At 69.3% G+C, this 18,979-nt stretch carries 17 protein-coding genes; 14 read left to right on the plus strand and 3 right to left on the minus strand.

The window, feature by feature from the left end:
- The first annotated feature begins 123 nt into the window (after positions 1-123).
- The 12 genes from ileS to FFI97_RS18670 all read left to right on the plus strand — a co-directional run bounded on the left by ileS (position 124) and on the right by FFI97_RS18670 (position 15,209).
- Complete coding sequence (gene ileS / locus FFI97_RS18610; protein WP_139703290.1) at positions 124-2,973, plus strand: isoleucine--tRNA ligase; 2,850 nt, start codon at positions 124-126, stop codon at positions 2,971-2,973.
- Positions 2,973-3,488 carry a signal peptidase II gene (gene lspA, locus FFI97_RS18615; protein WP_062480914.1) on the plus strand — a complete coding sequence of 172 codons (516 nt, stop codon included), beginning with the start codon at positions 2,973-2,975 and terminating at the stop codon, positions 3,486-3,488. Before ileS ends, lspA begins: the two co-directional genes overlap by 1 nt.
- 163 nt (positions 3,489-3,651) lie before the next feature.
- Positions 3,652-4,671, plus strand: a complete 1,020-nt coding sequence (locus FFI97_RS18620) for a LacI family DNA-binding transcriptional regulator (RefSeq protein WP_139703295.1) — start codon at positions 3,652-3,654, stop codon at positions 4,669-4,671.
- 28 nt (positions 4,672-4,699) lie between these two features.
- Positions 4,700-5,713, plus strand: a complete 1,014-nt coding sequence (locus FFI97_RS18625; protein WP_062480910.1) for an ABC transporter substrate-binding protein — start codon at positions 4,700-4,702, stop codon at positions 5,711-5,713.
- Between the two features lie 16 nt (positions 5,714-5,729).
- Positions 5,730-6,566 (plus strand): ABC transporter permease, encoded by an 837-nt coding sequence (locus FFI97_RS18630; protein ID WP_139703301.1) that lies wholly within the window; start codon positions 5,730-5,732, stop codon positions 6,564-6,566.
- A complete protein-coding gene (locus FFI97_RS18635; RefSeq protein WP_062480906.1) occupies positions 6,566-7,366 on the plus strand; it encodes an ABC transporter permease in 801 nt (266 codons plus the stop codon). The genes FFI97_RS18630 and FFI97_RS18635 overlap by 1 nt, the downstream gene beginning before the upstream one ends.
- Entirely contained in the window at positions 7,356-8,429 is a 1,074-nt protein-coding gene (locus FFI97_RS18640; RefSeq protein WP_139703304.1) for an ABC transporter ATP-binding protein, read from the plus strand. Before FFI97_RS18635 ends, FFI97_RS18640 begins: the two co-directional genes overlap by 11 nt.
- Positions 8,426-9,286: a phosphodiesterase gene (locus tag FFI97_RS18645; RefSeq protein ID WP_139703309.1), complete on the plus strand. Its 861-nt coding sequence runs from the start codon at positions 8,426-8,428 to the stop codon at positions 9,284-9,286. Before FFI97_RS18640 ends, FFI97_RS18645 begins: the two co-directional genes overlap by 4 nt.
- A 73-nt stretch (positions 9,287-9,359) precedes the next feature.
- The gene (locus FFI97_RS18650; RefSeq protein ID WP_139703314.1) at positions 9,360-11,021 is read left to right on the plus strand and encodes a Na/Pi cotransporter family protein; all 1,662 of its coding nucleotides are present in this window, start codon (positions 9,360-9,362) and stop codon (positions 11,019-11,021) included.
- A 350-nt stretch (positions 11,022-11,371) separates the two neighbouring features.
- Positions 11,372-12,028, plus strand: a complete 657-nt coding sequence (locus FFI97_RS18660) for a nuclease-related domain-containing protein (RefSeq protein ID WP_139702576.1) — start codon at positions 11,372-11,374, stop codon at positions 12,026-12,028.
- A gap of 75 nt (positions 12,029-12,103) precedes the next feature.
- A complete protein-coding gene (bamA, locus tag FFI97_RS18665) occupies positions 12,104-14,509 on the plus strand; it encodes an outer membrane protein assembly factor BamA (protein ID WP_409574632.1) in 2,406 nt (801 codons plus the stop codon).
- Positions 14,510-14,525: 16 nt separating this feature from the next.
- A complete protein-coding gene (locus tag FFI97_RS18670) occupies positions 14,526-15,209 on the plus strand; it encodes a response regulator (RefSeq protein WP_139702575.1) in 684 nt (227 codons plus the stop codon).
- Here the strand turns inward: FFI97_RS18670 and FFI97_RS18675 are convergent.
- From FFI97_RS18675 to FFI97_RS18685, 3 genes are read right to left on the minus strand one after another with little or no spacing between them, the layout of a single operon-like run.
- On the minus strand, positions 15,184-15,435 hold the full coding sequence (locus tag FFI97_RS18675) for a hypothetical protein (protein WP_139702574.1): 252 nt from the start codon (positions 15,433-15,435) through the stop codon (positions 15,184-15,186). The genes FFI97_RS18670 and FFI97_RS18675 overlap by 26 nt on opposite strands.
- Positions 15,436-15,483: 48 nt before the next feature.
- Positions 15,484-16,284, minus strand: a complete 801-nt coding sequence (locus tag FFI97_RS18680) for an intradiol ring-cleavage dioxygenase (RefSeq protein ID WP_139702573.1) — start codon at positions 16,282-16,284, stop codon at positions 15,484-15,486.
- Positions 16,274-16,537 (minus strand): hypothetical protein, encoded by a 264-nt coding sequence (locus FFI97_RS18685; protein ID WP_260685049.1) that lies wholly within the window; start codon positions 16,535-16,537, stop codon positions 16,274-16,276. The genes FFI97_RS18680 and FFI97_RS18685 overlap by 11 nt, the downstream gene beginning before the upstream one ends.
- 166 nt (positions 16,538-16,703) lie before the next feature.
- On the opposite strand from FFI97_RS18685, the gene FFI97_RS18690 reads away from it, so the two are divergent.
- Together FFI97_RS18690 and FFI97_RS18695 are read left to right on the plus strand one after the other, a co-directional pair.
- Positions 16,704-18,284: an ATP-binding protein gene (locus FFI97_RS18690; RefSeq protein WP_139702571.1), complete on the plus strand. Its 1,581-nt coding sequence runs from the start codon at positions 16,704-16,706 to the stop codon at positions 18,282-18,284.
- Positions 18,281-18,973 carry a response regulator gene (locus FFI97_RS18695; protein WP_139702570.1) on the plus strand — a complete coding sequence of 231 codons (693 nt, stop codon included), beginning with the start codon at positions 18,281-18,283 and terminating at the stop codon, positions 18,971-18,973. The genes FFI97_RS18690 and FFI97_RS18695 overlap by 4 nt, the downstream gene beginning before the upstream one ends.
- The last annotated feature ends 6 nt before the right edge of the window (positions 18,974-18,979 follow it).

An 18,979-nucleotide genomic window follows, 5' to 3' on the forward strand; every position in this document is an offset into this window, starting at 1 on the left:
CTGCACGCCCCGTGCTGCCGCCCTTCGACAAGCTCAGGGCGAACGGCTATATCTTCCGCACCGACCGCTCAATGCAGTTCGGGCTGAGCCTGTCGAAGCCCCTCTGTTTCGCCGCACCCCACCATGTCTGACGCCGCTTCCCCCAAAGATTACCGTTCCACGCTGAACCTGCCCGACACCCCCTTCCCGATGCGCGGCGACCTGCCCAAGCGCGAGCCGGGCTGGGTCAAGGAATGGAACGACGAAGGCCGCTACCACCGCCTGCGCGACGCCCGCCACGGCGCGCCCAAGTTCATCCTGCACGACGGCCCGCCGTACGCCAACGGCCAGATCCACATGGGTCACGCGGTGAACAAGATCCTCAAGGACATGATCACCAAGGCGCGCCAGCTCGAAGGCTTCGACGCGCTGTACGTGCCCGGCTGGGACTGCCACGGCCTGCCGATCGAGAACGCCATCGAAAAGCAGTTCGGCCGCAACCTGAGCCGCGACGAGATGCAGGCCAAGAGCCGCGCCTACGCCACCGAGCAGATCGCCCAGCAGATGGTCGACTTCCAGCGCCTGGGCGTGCTGGGCGAATGGGACCATCCCTACAAGACGATGGACTTCGCCAACGAAGCCGGCGAGCTGCGCGCGTTCAAGCGCGTGATCGAGCGCGGCTTCGTGTACCGGGGCCTCAAGCCCGTGTACTGGTGCTTCGACTGCGGCTCGTCGCTGGCCGAGTTCGAGATCGAGTACGCCGACAAGAAAAGCCAGACCATCGACGTGGCCTTCAAGGCGCACGAGCGCGAGAAGGTGCTCAAGGCCTTCGGCACCGACCACACGATCCTGGGCGACATCTTCGCGGTGATCTGGACCACCACCGCGTGGACGATCCCCGCCAACCAGGCGATCAACCTCAACCCCGAGCTCGAGTACTCGCTGGTCGACACCGAGCGGGGCCTGCTGATCCTGGCCAACTCGCTGGTCGAGATGTGCATGACGCGCTACGCGCTCGACGGCAAGGTGCTGGCCACGGTCAAGGGCGAAGCGCTCGGCGGGCTCGAGTTCGAGCACCCGCTGTACGACGTCGATGCGGGCTACCAGCGCCTGTCGCCCATCTACCTGGCCGACTACGCCACCGCCACCGACGGCACCGGCCTCGTGCACTCCTCGCCCGCCTACGGCGTGGACGACTTCAACTCCTGCATCGCCCATGGCGTGGCGTACGACGACATCCTGAACCCGGTGCAGGGCAACGGCAGCTACGCGCCCGACTTCCCGCTGTTCGGCGGCCAGAACATCTGGAAGGCCGTGCCGGTGATCATCGCCGCGCTGCGCGACGCCAACCGCCTGCTGACCACCGAGACCATCACCCACAGCTACCCGCACTGCTGGCGCCACAAGACGCCGGTGATCTACCGCGCGGCCGCCCAGTGGTTCGTGCGCATGGACGAAGGCGAAGGCGTGTTCACCAAGGACAAGGCGCCCAAGACGCTGCGCCAGACCGCGCTCGACGCCATCGAGCAGACCAGCTTCTATCCCGAGAACGGCAAGGCCCGCCTGCACGACATGATCGCCGGGCGGCCCGACTGGTGCATCAGCCGCCAGCGCAGCTGGGGCGTGCCGATCCCGTTCTTCCTGCACAAGGATTCGGGCGAGCTGCACCCGCGCACCATGGAAATCCTCGACCAGGCCGCCGACATCGTCGAGAAGGGCGGCATCGAGGCCTGGAGCCGCGTCACGGTCGAAGACATCCTGGGCGCCAAAGATGCGCCGAGCTACACCAAGAGCACCGACATCCTCGAGGTGTGGTTCGACTCGGGCTCGACCTTCTCGCACGTGCTGCGCGGCACGCACCCCAACGTGCACCACGAGACCGGCCCCGAGGCCGACCTGTACCTCGAAGGCCACGACCAGCACCGCGGGTGGTTCCACTCGTCGCTGCTGATCGCCTGCATGCTGGAAGACCGCGCACCGTACAAGGGCCTGCTCACGCACGGCTTCACGGTGGATGCCAAGGGCATCAAGATGAGCAAGTCGCTCAAGAACGGCATCGACCCGCAGGAAATCAGCAACAAGCTGGGCTCGGAAATCATCCGCCTGTGGGTGGCCGCGAGCGACTACTCGGGTGACATCGCGGGCGACGACAAGATCCTCGCGCGCGTCGTCGACGCCTACCGCCGCATCCGCAACACGCTGCGCTTCCTGCTCGCGAACACCAGCGACTTCGACATCGCGAAAGACGCGGTGCCGCTCGACCAGCTGTTCGAGATCGACCGCTACGCGATGTCGCGCGCGGCGCAGTTCCAGGCCGAGATCCTCGCGCACTACCAGGTGTACGAGTTCCATCCGGTGGTGGCCAAGCTGCAGATCTACTGCTCGGAAGACCTGGGCGGCTTCTACCTCGACATCCTGAAGGACCGCCTCTACACGACGGCCCCGGGTTCGCTCGCGCGCCGCAGCGCGCAGACCGCGCTGTGGCACATCTCGCAAGCCATGCTGCGCTGGATGGCGCCGTTCCTGAGCTTCACGGCCGAAGAGGCCTGGAAGATCGTGGGCACCGGCAAGGCCGGCGAGTCGATCTTCACGCAGACCTACAGCCAGTTCGCCGCACCCGACGAAGCGCTGCTCGCCAAGTGGGGGCGCATCCGCGAGATCCGCGACGGCGTCAACAAGGACATCGAGGCGGTGCGCGCCGAGGGCAAGGTCGGCTCGTCGCTGCAGGCCAACCTGCAGCTGAACGCACCGGCTGACGACCTCGCGCTGCTGGGCTCGCTGGGCGACGACCTGAAGTTCGTGTTCATCGCCTCGGCGGTGGCACTGGCGGCGGGCGACACGCTGTCGACCGTGGTCACGCCCAGCACCGCACAGAAGTGCGAGCGCTGCTGGCACTACCGCGAGGACGTGGGCCACGACCCGGCGCACCCGACCATCTGCGGCCGCTGCACGAGCAACCTGTTCGGCGCGGGCGAATCGCGCAGCGTGGCCTGATGGCGACCGCACGTTCCGCCTCGTCGGCCTCGCGTTCGCGCGGCGCCAGCATCTGGCCGTGGCTCGGGCTGGCGACGATCATCGTGATCATCGACCAGTTCACGAAGACGCTGATCCTGGGCTACTACAAGCTCGGCGACGCGACCTACGTGACGAGCTTCTTCAACGTCGTGCGCGCGCACAACACGGGCGCCGCCTTCTCGTTCCTGGCCGACCATTCGGGCTGGCAGCGCTGGTTCTTCACGGCCATCGGCGTGGCGGCGGCGATCTTCATCGTCTGGATGCTGCGGTCGCACGCGGGCCAGAAGCTCTTCTCGTTCGCGATGGCCTGCATCCTGGGCGGCGCGATCGGCAACGTGGTCGACCGCATGATGCACGGCTACGTGGTCGACTTCCTGAGCTTCCACTGGGGCAACTGGTACTTCCCGGCGTTCAACGCGGCGGACAGCGCCATCACGCTCGGGGCGATCTGCCTGATCGTCGACGAGATCCGGCGGGTGCGCCGGGGCAAGTAAGCCAGTTCTAGACCAAAGGGGCCCACGGGCCCCTTTTTCTTTGGGCCGCACGCTGCACCAGCGGCCCCGGGGTTCTCCCCACTTCCCTGCCCTGTCATCGCGAAGTCATACTGCGGCGGTCCAATGTAATCGATTACATGAACCCCACCACGGACCCCGCACGATGAGCATCCAAGCAGTAGCCGCCCAGGCCGGGGTCTCCGTGGCCACGGTCTCGCGCGCCTTCAATTTCCCCGACAAGGTGACGCCGGCCACGCGCGAACTGGTGGAGCGCGTGGCGCGCGAACTCAACTACCTGCCCAACGCCAGCGCCCGCACCCTGCGCACCCAGCGCAGCCGCACGCTCGGCGTGGTGCTGCCCACGCTGCTGAACCCGACCTTTGCCGAATGCCTGCAGGGCATCGCGCGTGCGGCCGTCGCGGGCGGCTACGCGATCCTGCCGGTCACCACGGGCTACCGGCTCGACGAGGAAGAGCGCGCCGTCCAGCTGCTGCTGGCAGGCAACGTCGACGGGCTGATCCTCGTGGTGTCGAACCCGTCCACCTCGGCCGCGCTGCAGCGCCTACAGGCCGCCGGCGTGCCCTACGTGCTGGCCTACAACCGGCACGCCGACCATCCCTGCGTGTCGGTCGACAGCGAAGGCGCGGTGGCCGACGCGGTCACGCGGCTCGTGCTGCTGGGCCACCGGCGCATCGCGATGGTCAGCGGCACGCTGGCCGCGTCGGACCGCGCGCAGCAGCGCTACCGCGGCTACCAGCGCGGCATGGCCGAAGCAGGCCTCCCGGCGCCGCCACTGATCGAAGTGCCCTTCGTCGAGACCGCCGTCGATGCGCTGTGCGCCGAGCTGCGCCCGCACAGTCGCCCCACCGCGCTGGTCTGCTCGAACGACCTGCTCGCCATCCGCAGCATCCGCGCCGCGCACCTGAGCGGCCTGGCGGTGCCCGACGACCTCAGCGTGGTCGGCTTCGACGGCATCGCGCTGGGCGAAGACCTCACGCCCGCGCTCACCACCATCGCACAGCCCAACAGCGACATCGGCCGCCACAGCGTCGAGCTGCTGGCGCAGGCGATCGCGGGCGGACGCGCGCTGCAGGCCGACGCGAGCCTGCTGCTGCCCCATGCCTTCCGAGACGGCGAGTCGTGCGCAAGTGCGCGCGAAGACAACGACGCCGCACTGTCCTGACCTCACCACCCCTCCCAGGAGTTCTTCCATGTCCCTTCGCTTTCACCGCCTCGCCCGCCTCGGCGTGCTGGCCGCCGCCCTCGTCGCCGCCGGCGGCGCCATGGCCCAGACCGCCATTTGCTACAACTGCCCGACCGAATGGGCCGACTGGGGCACCCAGCTCAAGGCCATCAAGGCCAAGACGGGCATCACCGTGCCGGCCGACAACAAGAACTCGGGCCAGTCGCTCGCACAGCTGGTCGCCGAAAAGGCCAGCCCCGTGGCCGACGTCACCTACCTCGGCGTGACCTTCGCGGTGCAGGCCGCGAAAGACGGCGTGGTCGAGCCCTACAAGCCCGCCGCCTGGAAAGACATTCCCGACGGCCTGAAGGACCCGGCCGGCAACTGGTTCACCATCCACTCGGGCACGCTCGGCTTCATGGTCAACGTCGACGCGCTCAAGGGCAAGCCGGTGCCCAAGTCGTGGGCCGACCTGCTCAAGCCCGAGTACAAGGGCCTCATCGGTTATCTCGACCCCGCCTCGGCTTTCGTGGGCTACGTGGGCGCCGTGGCCGTGAACCAGGCGCGCGGCGGCACGCTCGACAACTTCAAGCCGGCCATCGACTACTTCAAGGCGCTGCAGAAGAACGAGCCCATCGTGCCCAAGCAGACCTCGTACGCGCGCGTGCTGTCGGGCGAGATCGCGATCCTGCTCGACTACGACTTCAACGCCTACCGCGCGAAGTACAAGGACAAGGCCAACGTCGCCTTCGTGATCCCGAGCGAAGGCACGCTGGCCGTGCCCTACGTGATGAGCCTGGTCGCCAAGGCGCCGCACGCGGCCGATGCCAAGAAGGTGCTCGACTTCACGCTGTCCGACGAAGGCCAGGCGATCTGGGCCAAGGCCTACCTGCGCCCGGTGCGCGCCAGCGCCATGCCCAAGGAGATCGAGGCGCAGTTCCTGCCCGCGAGCGACTACGCCCGTGCCAAGACCGTCGACTACGCCCGCATGGCCGACGCGCAGCGTGGCTTCTCCGACCAGTACCTGAAGGAAGTGCGCTGATCCGGCGCCGCGCGCGATGACACGCAGCACCACCACCTCCTCCAACGCCTGGAACCCGCGCTGGCGATTGCTGGCCTGCGTCGCGCCGGCGGCCGTCTTCTTCGCGGCCTTCTGGCTGCTGCCGGTGGTGCGCCTGCTCGCGCTGCCGGCCGACAAGGGCGCCGCCACCTACTTCGCGGTGCTGACCGACGCGCGCTACCTGCACAGCATGGCCAACACCGTCGCGCTGTCGGTGGCGGTGACACTGGCCACGCTGGTGCTGGGCGCGGCGGTGGGCATCTACCTCGCGCGCCATGCCTTCCCCGGCAAGCGGATGCTGCTGTCGCTGCTCACGCTGCCGCTGTCGTTCCCAGGCGTGATCATCGGCTTCTTCGTGATCCTGCTCGGTGGGCGCCAGGGCGTGGTGGCCGACCTGAGCGACAGCCTGTTTGGCGAACGCATCACCTTCGCCTACGGCCTGCTCGGCCTCTTCCTGGCGTACCTGTATTTCTCGCTGCCGCGCGCCATTGCCACCTACGCCGCGGCGGCCGAATCGATGAACACGCAGCTCGAGGAAGCGGCGCGTTCGCTCGGCGCCTCGAAGCTGCGCGTGGCGCGCGACGTGTGGATGCCCGAGCTGGCGCCCACCACGCTGGCCTGCGGCGCCATCCTGTTCGCCACCTCGATGGGCGCCTTCGGCACGGCCTTCACGCTGGCCAGCAAGTTCGAGGTGATCCCGATCACCATCTACAACGAGTTCACCAACTACGCCAACTTCGCGCTCGCCGCGTCGCTGTCGATCTCGCTGGGTGTCGTGACCTGGCTGGTGCTCTTCGTGGCGCGCCGCTTCGGCGCCAACCCGGTCGCCCGATGATGAAGACCCCTTCGCAACCCCGCGCCCCGTTCCTGCTCGCCATCACGGTGATCGTGAGCCTCTTCATGATCGCGCCGATGCTGCTGTCGGTGATGGCCGGCCTCGTCAACAACTACAGCGCCGGCCTGAAGAGCGGCCTCACGCTGCGCTGGCTGGGCGAGGTGTGGGAGAACTACGGCGGCACCGTCGGCTGGTCGCTCGCGCTGGCCGTGGCCTGCGTCGTGTGCACCGTGCTGATCGGCGTGCCCTGCGCCTACACGCTGGCACGCAGCCGCTCGCGCGCGGCGCGCATCTTCGAAGAGCTGCTGACCCTGCCGGTCGCGGTGCCGGGCCTGGCGACGGCGCTCGCGCTCATCCTCGCCTACGGCCAGCTCACGGCCTTCCGCCAGAGCTTCGCCTTCATCCTCGTGGGCCACATCGTCTTCACGCTGCCCTTCATGGTGCGCACCGTGAGCTCGGCCTTCCAGCGCGACGACCTGCTCGCGCTCGAAGAGGCCGCGCGCTCGCTGGGCGCGAACTTCCGCCAGCGCTTCATGGGCATCCTCGTGCCCGCCGTGTTCCCCGCCATCGTGGCGGGCAGCCTGATGGTGTTCACGCTGTCGGTGGGCGAGTTCAACCTCACCTGGATGCTGCACACGCCGCTCACGCGCACGCTGCCCGTGGGCCTGGCCGACAGCTATGCCTCGATGCGCATCGAGATCGGATCGGCCTACACGCTGGTCTTTTTCGCCGTCATTCTTCCGGTGCTGTGGGGCCTGCAGTACCTTGCCAACCTGATGCAGAAACGCCATGGAACTTGAACGCATCCCCGTCGACATCTCGAACTGCGCGAAGACGTATGCCGACGGCACGCGCGGCCTGCAGCCCACCAATCTCAAGGTCGAGGCCGGCGAAGTGCTGGCGCTGCTCGGCCCCTCGGGCTGCGGCAAGACCACGCTGCTGCGCCTCATCGCCGGGCTCGAAGCACCCGACGACGGCAGCCGCATCGTCTTCGGCGACCAGGACGTCACGCAGCGCCCCGTCGAGCACCGCGGCGTAGGCATGGTGTTCCAGAGCTACGCGCTCTTTCCGCAGATGACGGTGGCGGCCAACATCGGCTACGGCCTGCGCATCCGCGGCGTGTCGCCCGAGGAAGAGAAACGCGCCGTGGGCGAACTGGTCGACCTGGTGCGCCTGGGCGGCCTGGAGAACAAGCGCCCAGCCGAACTCTCGGGCGGCCAGCGCCAGCGCGTGGCCCTGGCGCGCGCCGTGGCCGTGCGCCCGCGCGTGCTGCTGCTCGACGAGCCGCTGGCCGCGCTCGACGCCAAGCTCAAGGAATCGCTGCGCGACGAACTGGCCGAGCTGCTGCGCCGCCTGCACATCACGGCCATCCACGTCACGCACGACCAGCAGGAGGCGCTGGCCATCGCCGACCGGCTCGCGGTGATGCGCGCCGGGCGCATCGTGCAGGTCGGGCGCGGCGAAGACCTGTACCGCGCGCCCGCGCACCCCTTCGTGGCCGAGTTCCTGGGCCGGGTCAACCGGCTGGAGCGCGCGCCCGACGCCATCGCTCAGGGCGTTGTCCGACTCGGAGGGTCGTCGCTGCCCTGCCCCGCGCCCTGGCAGCAGCATGCGACGCTGCTGGTGCGGCCCGAAGACATCGAGGTCGGCGCGCCCCCGCCCGGCGAGGCGCCCGGCTGGGGCCGCGCCACGGTCGAACGCCGCACCTTCCTCGGCGACCGCGTGCAGCTGCACCTGCGCCTGCAGGACCAGCCCGTGCTGGTGGCCGACGTGGGGCGCGACAACCCCTTCGGACCGGGCGACGCGGTGGGCCTGCGCATCCCGGCCGACCGCCTGATGACCTCGCAGGAAACCCGCGCATGACCACGACGACGAACACCCCCAACACCTTCCTGGTCCAGCTGACTGACCTGCACATCCGCGAGCCCGGCCGGCTGGCCTACGGCCGCATCGACACGGCGCCGTACCTCGCACGCGCCGTGCAGTCGGTGCTCGCGCTGCGCCAGCCGCCCGACGCGGTGGTGATCACCGGCGACCTGACCGATTTCGGCCGCGCCGCCGAGTACGAACACCTGGCCGCCCTGCTCGCGCCGCTGACGATGCCCGTCTACCTGCTGCCCGGCAACCACGACGACCGCGACCAGCTGCGCCGCAGCTTCCCGGGCCACGCTTACTTGGGCACGGGCGCCGACACGCACGGCTTCGTGCAGTATTCGGTGCGCGTGGGCGCGCTGCGGCTGCTCACGCTCGACACCTGCGTGCCCGGCGCCAGCCACGGCACGCTGTGCGACAAGCGCCTGGCCTGGCTCGAAGCCCAGCTCGACGCCTGCCGCCACGAGCCCGTGGTGGTCGCCATGCACCACCCGCCCTTCGAGACGCTGATCGGCCACATGGACGAGATCGGCCTGCTCGAGGGCGCCGACGCGCTCGAAGCCCTGCTGCGCCGCTACACGAACGTCGAGCGCGTGATCTGCGGCCACCTGCACCGCGCCATCGACGTGCGCTTCGGCGGCACCATCGCCTCGACCTCGCCGGCGCAGGCGCACCAGGTCTGCCTCGACCTGGCGCCCGACGCCGCCTCGGCCTGGACGCTGGAGCCGCCCTCGTTCCGGGTGCACGCCTGGTCTGCGGCCGGGCGCCGGCTCGTCACCCACCTGGCGGCCTCCGGCAGCTTCGAAGGGCCTTATCCTTTCCACGACAACGGAGCCCTGATCGACTGAAGCGTCTACTTGTGGAAAATGGGGCTGAAACGAATCAAAACGAAAACAAGAGAAAGGTCAGACCCCGCCCTCCATGAAGCACCTTCTGAATCTGCTTGCGGCCGTCGCCCTGCTGGTGTGGGGCACGCACCTCGTGCGCACCGGCGTGCTGCGCGTCTTCGGCGCCAACCTGCGCAAGATCCTCGTGCAGAGCATGCGCAACCGCTTCACGGCCGCGCTCTCGGGCATCGGCGTCACGGCGCTCGTGCAGTCGAGCACGGCCACCTCGCTCATGACCTCCTCGTTCGTGGGGCAGGGCCTGGTCACGCTGCCGGCGGCGCTGGCGGTGATGCGGGGCGCCGACGTGGGCACGGCGCTGATCTCGGTGCTGTTCTCGGCCGACCTCTCGTGGCTCTCGCCGATGTTCATCTTCGTGGGGGTGGTGCTGTTCATCACGCGCTCGGCCACCGTGGCGGGCCGCGTGGGGCGGGTGCTGATCGGGCTGGGGCTGATGCTGCTGGCGCTGCAGCTGGTGGTGGCGGCCACCGAGCCGCTGTTCTCGTCACCGGCCGTGCGGGCGCTGCTGGCGTCCATCACCAGCGATGTGCTGCTGGAGATCACGCTCGGCGCCGCGCTCGCCATCGTGGCGTACTCGAGCCTGGCGGTGGTGCTGCTGGTGGCGGCCATGGCGAGCTCGAACGTGGTGCCGCTCGACGTGGCGCTGGGCCTGGTGCTCGGCGCCAATCTGGGCAGCGGCCTGCTGGCGGTGCTGACCACGGCACGCTCTGCCGTGTCGGTGCGGCAGGTGACGGTGGGCAACCTGCTGTTCAAGGCGCTGGGCGTGGCGCTGGTCACGCCGTTCGTGGGGCTGTGGGTGCGCTACGTGCAGCCGCAGCTGCCGAACCAGACGCACGGCGTGGTGCTGTTCCACCTGGCGTTCAACATCGTGATCAGCGTCGGCTTCATCGGCCTCACGCAGTGGGTCGCCAAGCTGGTGACGCGCATGCTGCCCGTGCCGCCGCAGCCCGTGGGCACGAGCCGGCCGCACCACCTCGATCCTTCGGCGCTGTCGACGCCTTCTCTGGCCATTTCGAACGCGGCGCGCGAGGCGCTGCACCAGGCCGACATCGTGGAGACGATGCTGATCGGCACACTCGACGTGATCCGCAACAACGACCTGCGGCTGGCGCAGGAGCTGCGGCAACTCGACGACACGGTGGACGAGCTGTACTCGGCGATCAAGTACTACATGACGCGCATATCGCGCGAGGCGCTGGGCGAAGAGGAAAGCCGGCGATGGACGGACATCATCAGCTTCACGATCAACATGGAGCAGATCGGGGACATCATCGAGCGGGTGATCATTGATATCGAGGACAAGAAGATCAAGCCGGAGCGCAACTTTTCGGAAGCGGGGATGGCGGAGATCGTCGAGTTGCATCAGCGGCTGGTTGCCAATCTTCGGTTGAGCATGAGTGTGTTCTTGAACGGCAATGTTCGTGACGCGCAGAAGCTGCTGGAAGAGAAGGCGCGGTTTCGGGATCTGGAGCGGGCCTATGCAACAACCCATCTGGATCGGTTGTCGGATCGGACTACTTTGAGCATCGAGACGAGTTCGCTGCACATTGACTTGATCAGCGATTTGAAGCGGATCAATTCGCACATCTGCTCGATTGCTTATCCGATTCTGGAGTCTGCCGGGGCGTTGGCGCCTAGCCGGCTGCGGGAGTCTCGGTTGGGGAAGATCGAGGGTTAGTCGTTTGGGGGCTGAGGCCGGGTCTCGCCCCGGCGGGCGACTCACTTTCTTTGCTTCGCCAAAGAAAGTAAGCAAAGAAAGGCGACCCTGCTGTCTGCGTCCCTCCGCTTCGCTGCGGGCAACCTGCGGTGCTCACGTTTCGCGGGGTCTCGCCCAAACTCGCTTCGCTCAAACAAGGGCGAGCCCTGATCCGCGAAACGCTGCGCTCCTCGGCGCATACAGAAGGGGTGGGGAACCTCACAGGCCTTTGCTTCGCTCGGCCTGGGGACGGTGGGGTAGTTTTGGCTATGGCCTCGTACCAGAAATCTCCTAAAAGGCCGGCAATGCTCGGGGCTCCGAAGGAGTTCGACATGACCATTGTTCTGCCGCAAAGCGCGGTCGCCGCGTCGCTCGGGGTGCAGCAACTTGCCACCGCGTTCAGTCCGGCGTTTTCGCATCTGCGCATTCTTCGCAACCTCATCATCCCGATGCCCTCCGGTTGCGCGGTGCCCACGGCGCGCATCGATGCGGTGATCGTGTGCGAGACGGGGGTGTACCTGTTCGAGATCAAGGCCTGGCGCAATGCATTCGTCTACCGCAAGAAATCCGACGAGGCGCCGCCGCGCTGGTTCCTGCGGCTGCAGGGCTGCACGCGGGCGCGTGAGGTGAAGGACCCCGCCTGGCAGGGCGGGCGCAAGACGACGCAGTTGCGCAGCCTGCTGCCGGACGACCTGCGGTTGCAGTACTTCGTGCTGCTGCCGTGCGAAGGCGTGGAGCTGGAGGGTGTGATGCCGGCTGCCGTGATCACGCAGCAGGACCTGCCGTACATCGCACGCCTGGTGCGCAACAACGGGCGCACGGCGCGCACGTACCCGCTGCTGGACGCGCAGGCGGTCGATCGCACGGTGCAGCGGCTGCTGGAGATCCAGGGCGATCTGTCGCTGGAAACGCATGCGCAGAACTGCCGCGAACGGATCGAACGGCCTTCGGTGGCGTGGCCGGCGGTGAACGCGATGGGGTTGCAGTAACGACTGCTCACCAACCAGCCCTGCGCACGGGAGGGCGTCCCACATTCCTCCGACATTGGTGAAGACCATGCGGTGATGATGATTCCTCCCAAGTCCCTCGCGGCCCTTGCCGCGCTGTGCCTCGCGATGGCAGCCTGCCCGGCACAGGCCGCCGACCCGTTCACCGTGCAGGACATCCGCCTCGAAGGCCTGCAGCGCGTCGAAGCGGGCACGGTGTTCGCAACCCTCGGCCTGAAGGCCGGCGACACGTACAGCGACGACCGCGGCAGCGCAGCCATCCGTGCGCTGTTCGACCTCGGACTGTTCAAGGACGTGCGCATCGACGTGAACGGCCGGGTGCTCGTGGTCATCGTCGAAGAGCGCCCCACCGTGGCCGATGTCGACTTCGCGGGCACCAAGGAGTTCGACAAGGCGGCACTGCAGAAGGCGCTGCGCGACATCGGGCTGGCCGAAGGCCGGCCTTACGACAAGGCACTGGCCGACCGCGCCGAGCAGGAACTCAAGCGCCAGTACATCGGCCGCAGCCTCTACAACGCGCAGGTGGTCACCACGGTCACGCCGCTGGAGCGCAACCGCGTCAACCTCACGTTCAGCGTGACCGAGGGCGAGCCGGCGCGCATCACGCGGGTGCGCGTGGTGGGCCAGCAGGCTTTCGACGAACGCACGCTGCTCGACCTGTTCGACCAGGACAGCGGCGGCTGGCTGGCCTGGTACACGAAGTCGAACCAGTACGCGCGCAGCAAGTTCGACGCCGACCTGGAAACGCTGCGCGCGTTCTATCTGACGCGCGGGTACCTCGAGTTCCGCATCGAGTCGACGCAGGTCGCGATCTCGCCCGACCGGCAGACGCTGGAGCTCACGGTGAACATCAGCGAGGGCGAGAAGTTCGCGGTGGCGGGCGTGAAGCTGGCGGGCAACTACCTGGGGCGCGAGGATGAGTTCAAGTCGCTCGTCACCGTGCGCCCCGGCGCGCCCTACAACGGCGAGGACGTGGCGGCCACCACCAAGGCCTTTGCCGACCACTTCGGCACCTTCGGTTATGCCTTCGCGCGCGTGAAGGCCGAGCCCGAGATCGACCGCGCCCGGCGCCGCGTCGTGATGGTGCTGAACGCCGAGCCCGGGCGGCGTGCCTACGTGCGGCGGCTGAACATCGGCGGCAATGCGCGCACGCGCGACGAGGTGATCCGGCGCGAGTTCCGACAGTACGAAGGCGCCTGGTACGACGGCACGAAGATCAGGCTCTCGCGCGACCGCGTGGACCGGCTGGGCTTCTTCACCGACGTGAACGTCGAGACCTCCGAAGTGCCGGGCAGCAACGACCAGGTCGACCTGAACGTCACCGTGGCCGAGAAGCCCACGGGCTCGCTGCAGCTGGGCGCGGGCTACTCGTCGACCGACAAGATCTCGCTGAGCTTCGGCATCACGCAGGAGAACGTGTTCGGCTCGGGCAACTACCTGGGGCTGCAGGTCAACACCAGCTCGTACAACCGCTCGGTGTCGCTCACGGCCACCGACCCGTACTTCACGAAGGACGGCATCTCGCGCACCTTCAACCTGTTCCACACCACCACGCGGCCCTACTACGAAGCCGACGGCAACTACAAGCTCGCGAGCGACGGCGGCTCGGTGCGCTTCGGGCTGCCGGTGAACGAGCTGGACACGGTGTACCTGGGCATCGGCGTGGAGCGTTACTCGTTCACGCCGGGCACCAACGGTTCGTACACGCTGGTCAACGGCTCGTATGTCTACACGGCCACGCCGCAGGCCTACCTCGACTACTTCCAGTGCACGGGCACCGCGCCGAGCGTGGTGTGCGCGGGCAGGAACGTGGTGGGCATCCCGGCCACCGTGGGCTGGTCGCGCGACGACCGCGACAGCGCGCTGGTGCCCACGCGCGGGCGCCTGCAAAGCGCCAACCTCGAGCTGGGCGTGGGCAGCGAACTGCGCTACCTGAAGACCAACTACCAGTACCAGCAGTACGTGCCGCTGTCCAAGCAGTACACGCTGGCCTTCAACGGCCAGCTCGGCTATGCGAAGGCGCTGGGCGGCAGCAGCTTTCCGATCTTCAAGAACTTCTATGCGGGCGGGTTGGGCTCGATCCGCGGCTTCGAACAGAACTCGCTGGGCCCGACCGACGCGGTCACCGGCGGTTCGCTGGGCGGCACGCGCAAGGCGATCTTCAACATGGAGCTGACCACGCCCTTCCCCGGCGCGGGCAATGACAAATCGCTGCGCCTGTACACCTTCTTCGACGCGGGCAACGTGTTCGCCGAACGCACGACCAGCATGACCGACGCGCAATGGAAGGCGCAGAACCGCCTGCGCGCCTCGGCCGGACTGGGCATCAGCTGGATCTCGCCGCTGGGGCCGCTGCGCCTGGCGTACGCGGTGCCGATCGTCTACCAGAAGGAGGACACGGCCAACGGCATCGCGGCCGACCGCACGCAGCGCTTCCAGTTCCAGATCGGCACGTCCTTCTGAACCGGCCCGCACGACCATGAGCCGCATCCTGCTGGTGGAAGACGGACGCGACATCGCGTCGCTGCTGCTGGGCCCGCTGCAACGCGCGGGCCACGAGGTGGAGCAGCTGGGCGACGGCGCCGCCGCGCTCGATCGCATCCTGCACGCGCCGCCGGCGCTCACGCTGCTCGACGTGGTGCTGCCGCGCATCGACGGGCTGCAGGTGATCGCGCAGGTGCGCGCGCGCAGCGACCACCCGATCATCGTGCTGACGGCGCGCGCGCACGAGGCCGACCGGCTGCGCGGCTTCGACCTGGGCGCCGACGACTATGTCTGCAAGCCCTTCTCGCCGCGCGAGGTGGTGGCGCGCGTGCACACGGTGCTGCGCCGGCGTGCGCCGCCCGACCCGGACGTAGGCATGGCCTCGCCGGCCGTGGCCTTCGACAGCGCGATGGGCCATGCCTGGCTGGAGGGCCGGGCCCTGGCGCTCACGCGCCGCGAGCTGCTGTTGCTGCGCGCGCTGTCGCGCGAACCGGGCCGTGTGTTCACGCGCGCCAGGCTGCTCGAAGCGGCGTTCCCCGAGGCGCTCGACGTGAACGAGCGCGCGGTCGACGGGCACATCAAGAACCTGCGGCGCAAGCTCGCGGCCGTGTCGCCCTCGCACGGCTGGATCCGTTCGGTCTACGGCGTGGGGTTCAGCTTCGCGCAGCGGCCGGGCTGAGGGCCGGCCTGGCCTTGCACGGGCCGTGGCCGCGCGATGTGCGGCTTTCGCTGCGCCTTTGCATGATCGGCGCCAGCGTCGACAGGCTGGCATTGCGCACGGCGGCCTGCCGCGCCTCCACGCAGGCGCCGCGTGCCGCGACGCTGATGCCCAACGCCAGGCTGCAGAACGCAAGACAGCCCGCGCAGGTGTGCGCCAGCGCGCGCACCGCGGCGCGCGGCGTCATCCGCCAATCGGCAGATGCAGCGGACGGGAGCGGCACGCGCAGCACCGCTCAGCCTTCCGTGCGCGGCGGCACCAGCGCGCGGATGCGGGCGAGGCCCTCGGGCGTGCGCGGCCGCATCGGCCGCACGCCGCCCGCCGGCATGGGGCCGCTGCCGGGCGGCGGCGGGCGCTCGGTCAGCGGGCGCGCGGCGGGGTCGACCACCAGCGTGAGCAGCGCCACGTAGCGCCGGCCCTCCTCGCGCACCGCGCCCAGCACCGTGTCGCCGGCCCGCAGCGCGATGCCGTCGGCGCTGTTGAGCGTGTCGCGCAGCCGCGCGCGCTGGTAGCTGGAGACCTGCGTGTAGAGGAACTCGCTGAGCGCATCGGGCAGGAAGAACTGCGTGGTGAGCACGGCGCGCTCGCGGTGGTGCACCTTGACGTGGATGTGCGTGGTGCGCCCCGCGTACCAGCCCGGGTAGAGCGTGGCGAACACGGCCTGGCCGTCGCGGTCGGTGCGCTGGCTGCCGCGCAGGAAAGCCTGGCCTTCGAAGCCGCGCGTGCGGTCGTCGCCCTGCCCGCCGAAGCCCGAGTAGTTGCCCTGCGCGTCGCAGTGCCACAGGTCGGTGCGCAGGCCGCGCAGCGGACGCCCGGCGGCATCGAGCACGCGCAGGCGCACATCCAGCGGCACGCCCTCGCGGCCGTCGGTCAGGTCGGTGCGGAAGTTCGCGAGGTCCAGGTAGTACGGGCCCTCGGTGGTCTGGGCGGTCAGCGGAAGCTTCTGCGCCGCGGCGGCCACGGGTGCAGACGCGGCCAGCCCGGCCGTGCCGATCGCAGCCAGCAAGCCCCGGCACCCGATCGCTTCACCGGCCATGAGCAGCCTCCTTCTTTCTGGCAGGCGCTTGCGCGCCGGAGGCCCGCGCCTCGGCCCAGACCACGAGCAGCGTCCACACATGCGCGACGCCCCAGAACAGCGCCGCCAGCAGGAACAGCAGCAGGTCGATGTCGGTGTCACCCGGGGGCGTGGACGGCGGCGCGGCATGCCCCGGCGGGGCCCAGGCGAGCGCGGCGACGGCCAGTGCGCGGAAGGCGAAGGTGGGAGGGGCGCGATGCGTGTCCGGTGTCATGCTGGGCATCGTGCGATCCGAATCGGGAGAAATGTGGGAGAGGCACGCAAGGACGCGTCTCCCAGATTCCTCCCCAATCGGGCGCCATGATCCGCGGCTTGCCCATGCCATCCCCGCCCCCGAAACGCATGCCGCAGAATGCGGCCATGCCCCCGCCGCCGAGCCCATGCCGCGCCTGACCCTCTCCCGCAAGATCTTCCTGGCCCTGGCCGCCCTGCTGATCGTGCTGCTGCTGAGCTTCGTGAGCTTCTCGATCGTCGCGCTGCAGCGGGGCCTGGGCGCCTACGTGGCCGAGATCGAGATCCGCCGCATGGACTGGCTCTCACAGCTCCTGCTGAAGCACTACACCGCCAACGGCGACTGGAAGAAACTGCGCGACAACGACGACGCCTGGCACCGCCTGCAGCTGGGCCAGTCGGCGATGGTGATCGACGGCGCCGCCGCGCCCGACGACCGGCGGCTGCCGCCCTGGTACGAGCGCCGTGCGCCCGGTGACGGTACGCCGCAGGCGGAGTCGTCCAGCGGCATCTCGCCCGCCGCCTCACCCCCACCCACCCCGCCGCAGCTCGACCTGCTGCCCCGCCGCTTCCTGATGCCGCCCCCGGGCTTCTTTCCCGGCCTGGCCGGCCCGCCCGACTCGATCTTCCGCCGCCTCGCCGTGCTCGACGCGCACGGCGCGCTCGTGGTCGGCGCGACTATCGACCCGGAGAACGCCGCGCGCCGACCGATCCGCCACGGGCGCACCGTCGTCGGCTACCTCGCGCTCGCGCCGATGCAGGGCCTGGAGAGCGAGGCCGACCGCGCCTTCCTCGCCCGGCAGTCCGGCGTGATCGCGCTCACCGGGCTGTGCGGCCTGGCCTTTGCGCTGGTGCTGTCGTGGCTGCTGGCGCGGCGCTGGTTCCAGCCCATCGACGCGCTCACGCAGGCCGCGCAGGACGTGGCGCGCGGGCGGCTCTCGACGCGCGTCGCGGTCCACGGCTCGGACGAGCTCGCGCTGCTGGGCAAGACCTTCAACGACATGGCGCAGCGCCTGGACACGGCCGAGGCCTCGCGCCGCGCCTGGCTGGCCGATGCGGCGCACGAGCTGCGCACGCCGCTGGCCGCCATGCGCGCGGAGATCGAGGCGCTGCAGGACGGTGTGCGCAGCTTCGACGAACGCACCGCGCTGCGCCTGCATCGGCAGGTGATCCGCCTCGGCCAGCTGGTCGACGATCTGCGCAGCAGCATGCGCGAGCCCCAGAGCGACCTGCTGAAGGCGCCGGTGTACCCGCTGTCGCTGCTGAAGGAGGCGCTCGACCACACGCGCGACCGCTTCGCGCAGCGCGGCATCGCGCTCGACCGCGACGCCCTCGACCGCATCGCCGCCTCGGCCCAGCCGGTGATCGACGGCGACGCGCACCGGCTGCACCAGGTCTTCATGAACCTGCTGGAGAACACGCTGGCCTACACCGACGCCGGCGGCCAGCTGCGCATCGGCGTGAGCGTCGAAGGCGCATGGACCGGCCATTGCCTCACGCTCGTGTTCGACGACAGCGCGCCGGGCGTGCCCGAGGAAGAGATTCCGCGCCTCTTCGACCGCCTGTTTCGCGGCGAGACCTCGCGCAGCCGCGCGCTGGGCGGCTCGGGCCTGGGCCTGTCGATCTGCCGCGCGACCCTCGAGGCACACGGCGGCAGCATCGAGGCGGCGCCCTCGCCGTTGGGCGGGCTGCGCATGACGATCACCCTTCCGCTGGCGGCTTCCGCATGACACGCATCGTGATCGTCGAAGACGAACTCGACATCGCCTCCGTGGTGCAGGACTACCTGCGCCACGCCGGCTACGACACCGAACATTTCGCCGACGGGCAGAGCGCACTCGAACGCATCGTCGCCGCGCCGCCCGACCTCACGCTGCTCGACATCATGCTGCCGCGCCTCGATGGCATCGAGGTGCTGCGCCGCGCGCGCGAACACACGGCGCACCCGATCATCATGCTCACCGCGCGCATCGAAGAGGTCGACCGCCTGCTCGGCCTGGAGCTGGGCGCCGACGACTACGTGTGCAAGCCCTTCTCGCCGCGCGAGCTGGTGGCACGCGTGCGCGCCGTGCTGCGCCGCACCGCGCCGGCCGTGGCCGCACAGGGCGCGCCGGACGATGCGCCCGGCCTCGTGCTCGACGACGTGCACTGGCGCGCCTCGCTCGACGGCACGCCGCTGAACCTCACGCGCCGCGAGTTCGGGCTGCTGCAGGTGCTGTCGCGGCACCCGGGCCGCATCTTCTCGCGCGCCCGGCTGCTGGAGCTGGCCTATGACGACACGGTGGACGTGACGGAGCGCGCCATCGACAGCCACGTGAAGAACCTGCGCCGCAAGCTCGGCGCGGTGACGCCCGCGCACGACTGGATTCGGTCGGTGTATGGCGTGGGCTTCGCGTGGGAAGCGCCGCCGCCGGCCTGAGCGACC

The organism is Variovorax sp. KBS0712, from assembly GCF_006323185.2.
In the GTDB taxonomy this organism is placed as follows: Bacteria; Pseudomonadota; Gammaproteobacteria; order Burkholderiales; family Burkholderiaceae_C; genus Variovorax; species Variovorax boronicumulans.

Bases quoted from the DNA above. Each gene is read 5' to 3' on its own strand.
- ileS (WP_139703290.1), top strand. From the start codon at position 124: ATGTCTGACGCCGCTTCCCCCAAAGATTACCGTTCCACGCTGAACCTG.
- lspA (WP_062480914.1), top strand. From the start codon at position 2,973: ATGGCGACCGCACGTTCCGCCTCGTCGGCCTCGCGTTCGCGCGGCGCC.
- FFI97_RS18620 (WP_139703295.1), top strand. From the start codon at position 3,652: ATGAGCATCCAAGCAGTAGCCGCCCAGGCCGGGGTCTCCGTGGCCACG.
- FFI97_RS18625 (WP_062480910.1), top strand. From the start codon at position 4,700: ATGTCCCTTCGCTTTCACCGCCTCGCCCGCCTCGGCGTGCTGGCCGCC.
- FFI97_RS18630 (WP_139703301.1), top strand. From the start codon at position 5,730: ATGACACGCAGCACCACCACCTCCTCCAACGCCTGGAACCCGCGCTGG.
- FFI97_RS18635 (WP_062480906.1), top strand. From the start codon at position 6,566: ATGAAGACCCCTTCGCAACCCCGCGCCCCGTTCCTGCTCGCCATCACG.
- FFI97_RS18640 (WP_139703304.1), top strand. From the start codon at position 7,356: ATGGAACTTGAACGCATCCCCGTCGACATCTCGAACTGCGCGAAGACG.
- FFI97_RS18645 (WP_139703309.1), top strand. From the start codon at position 8,426: ATGACCACGACGACGAACACCCCCAACACCTTCCTGGTCCAGCTGACT.
- FFI97_RS18650 (WP_139703314.1), top strand. From the start codon at position 9,360: ATGAAGCACCTTCTGAATCTGCTTGCGGCCGTCGCCCTGCTGGTGTGG.
- FFI97_RS18660 (WP_139702576.1), top strand. From the start codon at position 11,372: ATGACCATTGTTCTGCCGCAAAGCGCGGTCGCCGCGTCGCTCGGGGTG.
- bamA (WP_409574632.1), top strand. From the start codon at position 12,104: ATGATGATTCCTCCCAAGTCCCTCGCGGCCCTTGCCGCGCTGTGCCTC.
- FFI97_RS18670 (WP_139702575.1), top strand. From the start codon at position 14,526: ATGAGCCGCATCCTGCTGGTGGAAGACGGACGCGACATCGCGTCGCTG.
- FFI97_RS18675 (WP_139702574.1), bottom strand. From the start codon at position 15,435: ATGACGCCGCGCGCCGCGGTGCGCGCGCTGGCGCACACCTGCGCGGGC.
- FFI97_RS18680 (WP_139702573.1), bottom strand. From the start codon at position 16,284: ATGGCCGGTGAAGCGATCGGGTGCCGGGGCTTGCTGGCTGCGATCGGC.
- FFI97_RS18685 (WP_260685049.1), bottom strand. From the start codon at position 16,537: ATGACACCGGACACGCATCGCGCCCCTCCCACCTTCGCCTTCCGCGCA.
- FFI97_RS18690 (WP_139702571.1), top strand. From the start codon at position 16,704: ATGCCGCGCCTGACCCTCTCCCGCAAGATCTTCCTGGCCCTGGCCGCC.
- FFI97_RS18695 (WP_139702570.1), top strand. From the start codon at position 18,281: ATGACACGCATCGTGATCGTCGAAGACGAACTCGACATCGCCTCCGTG.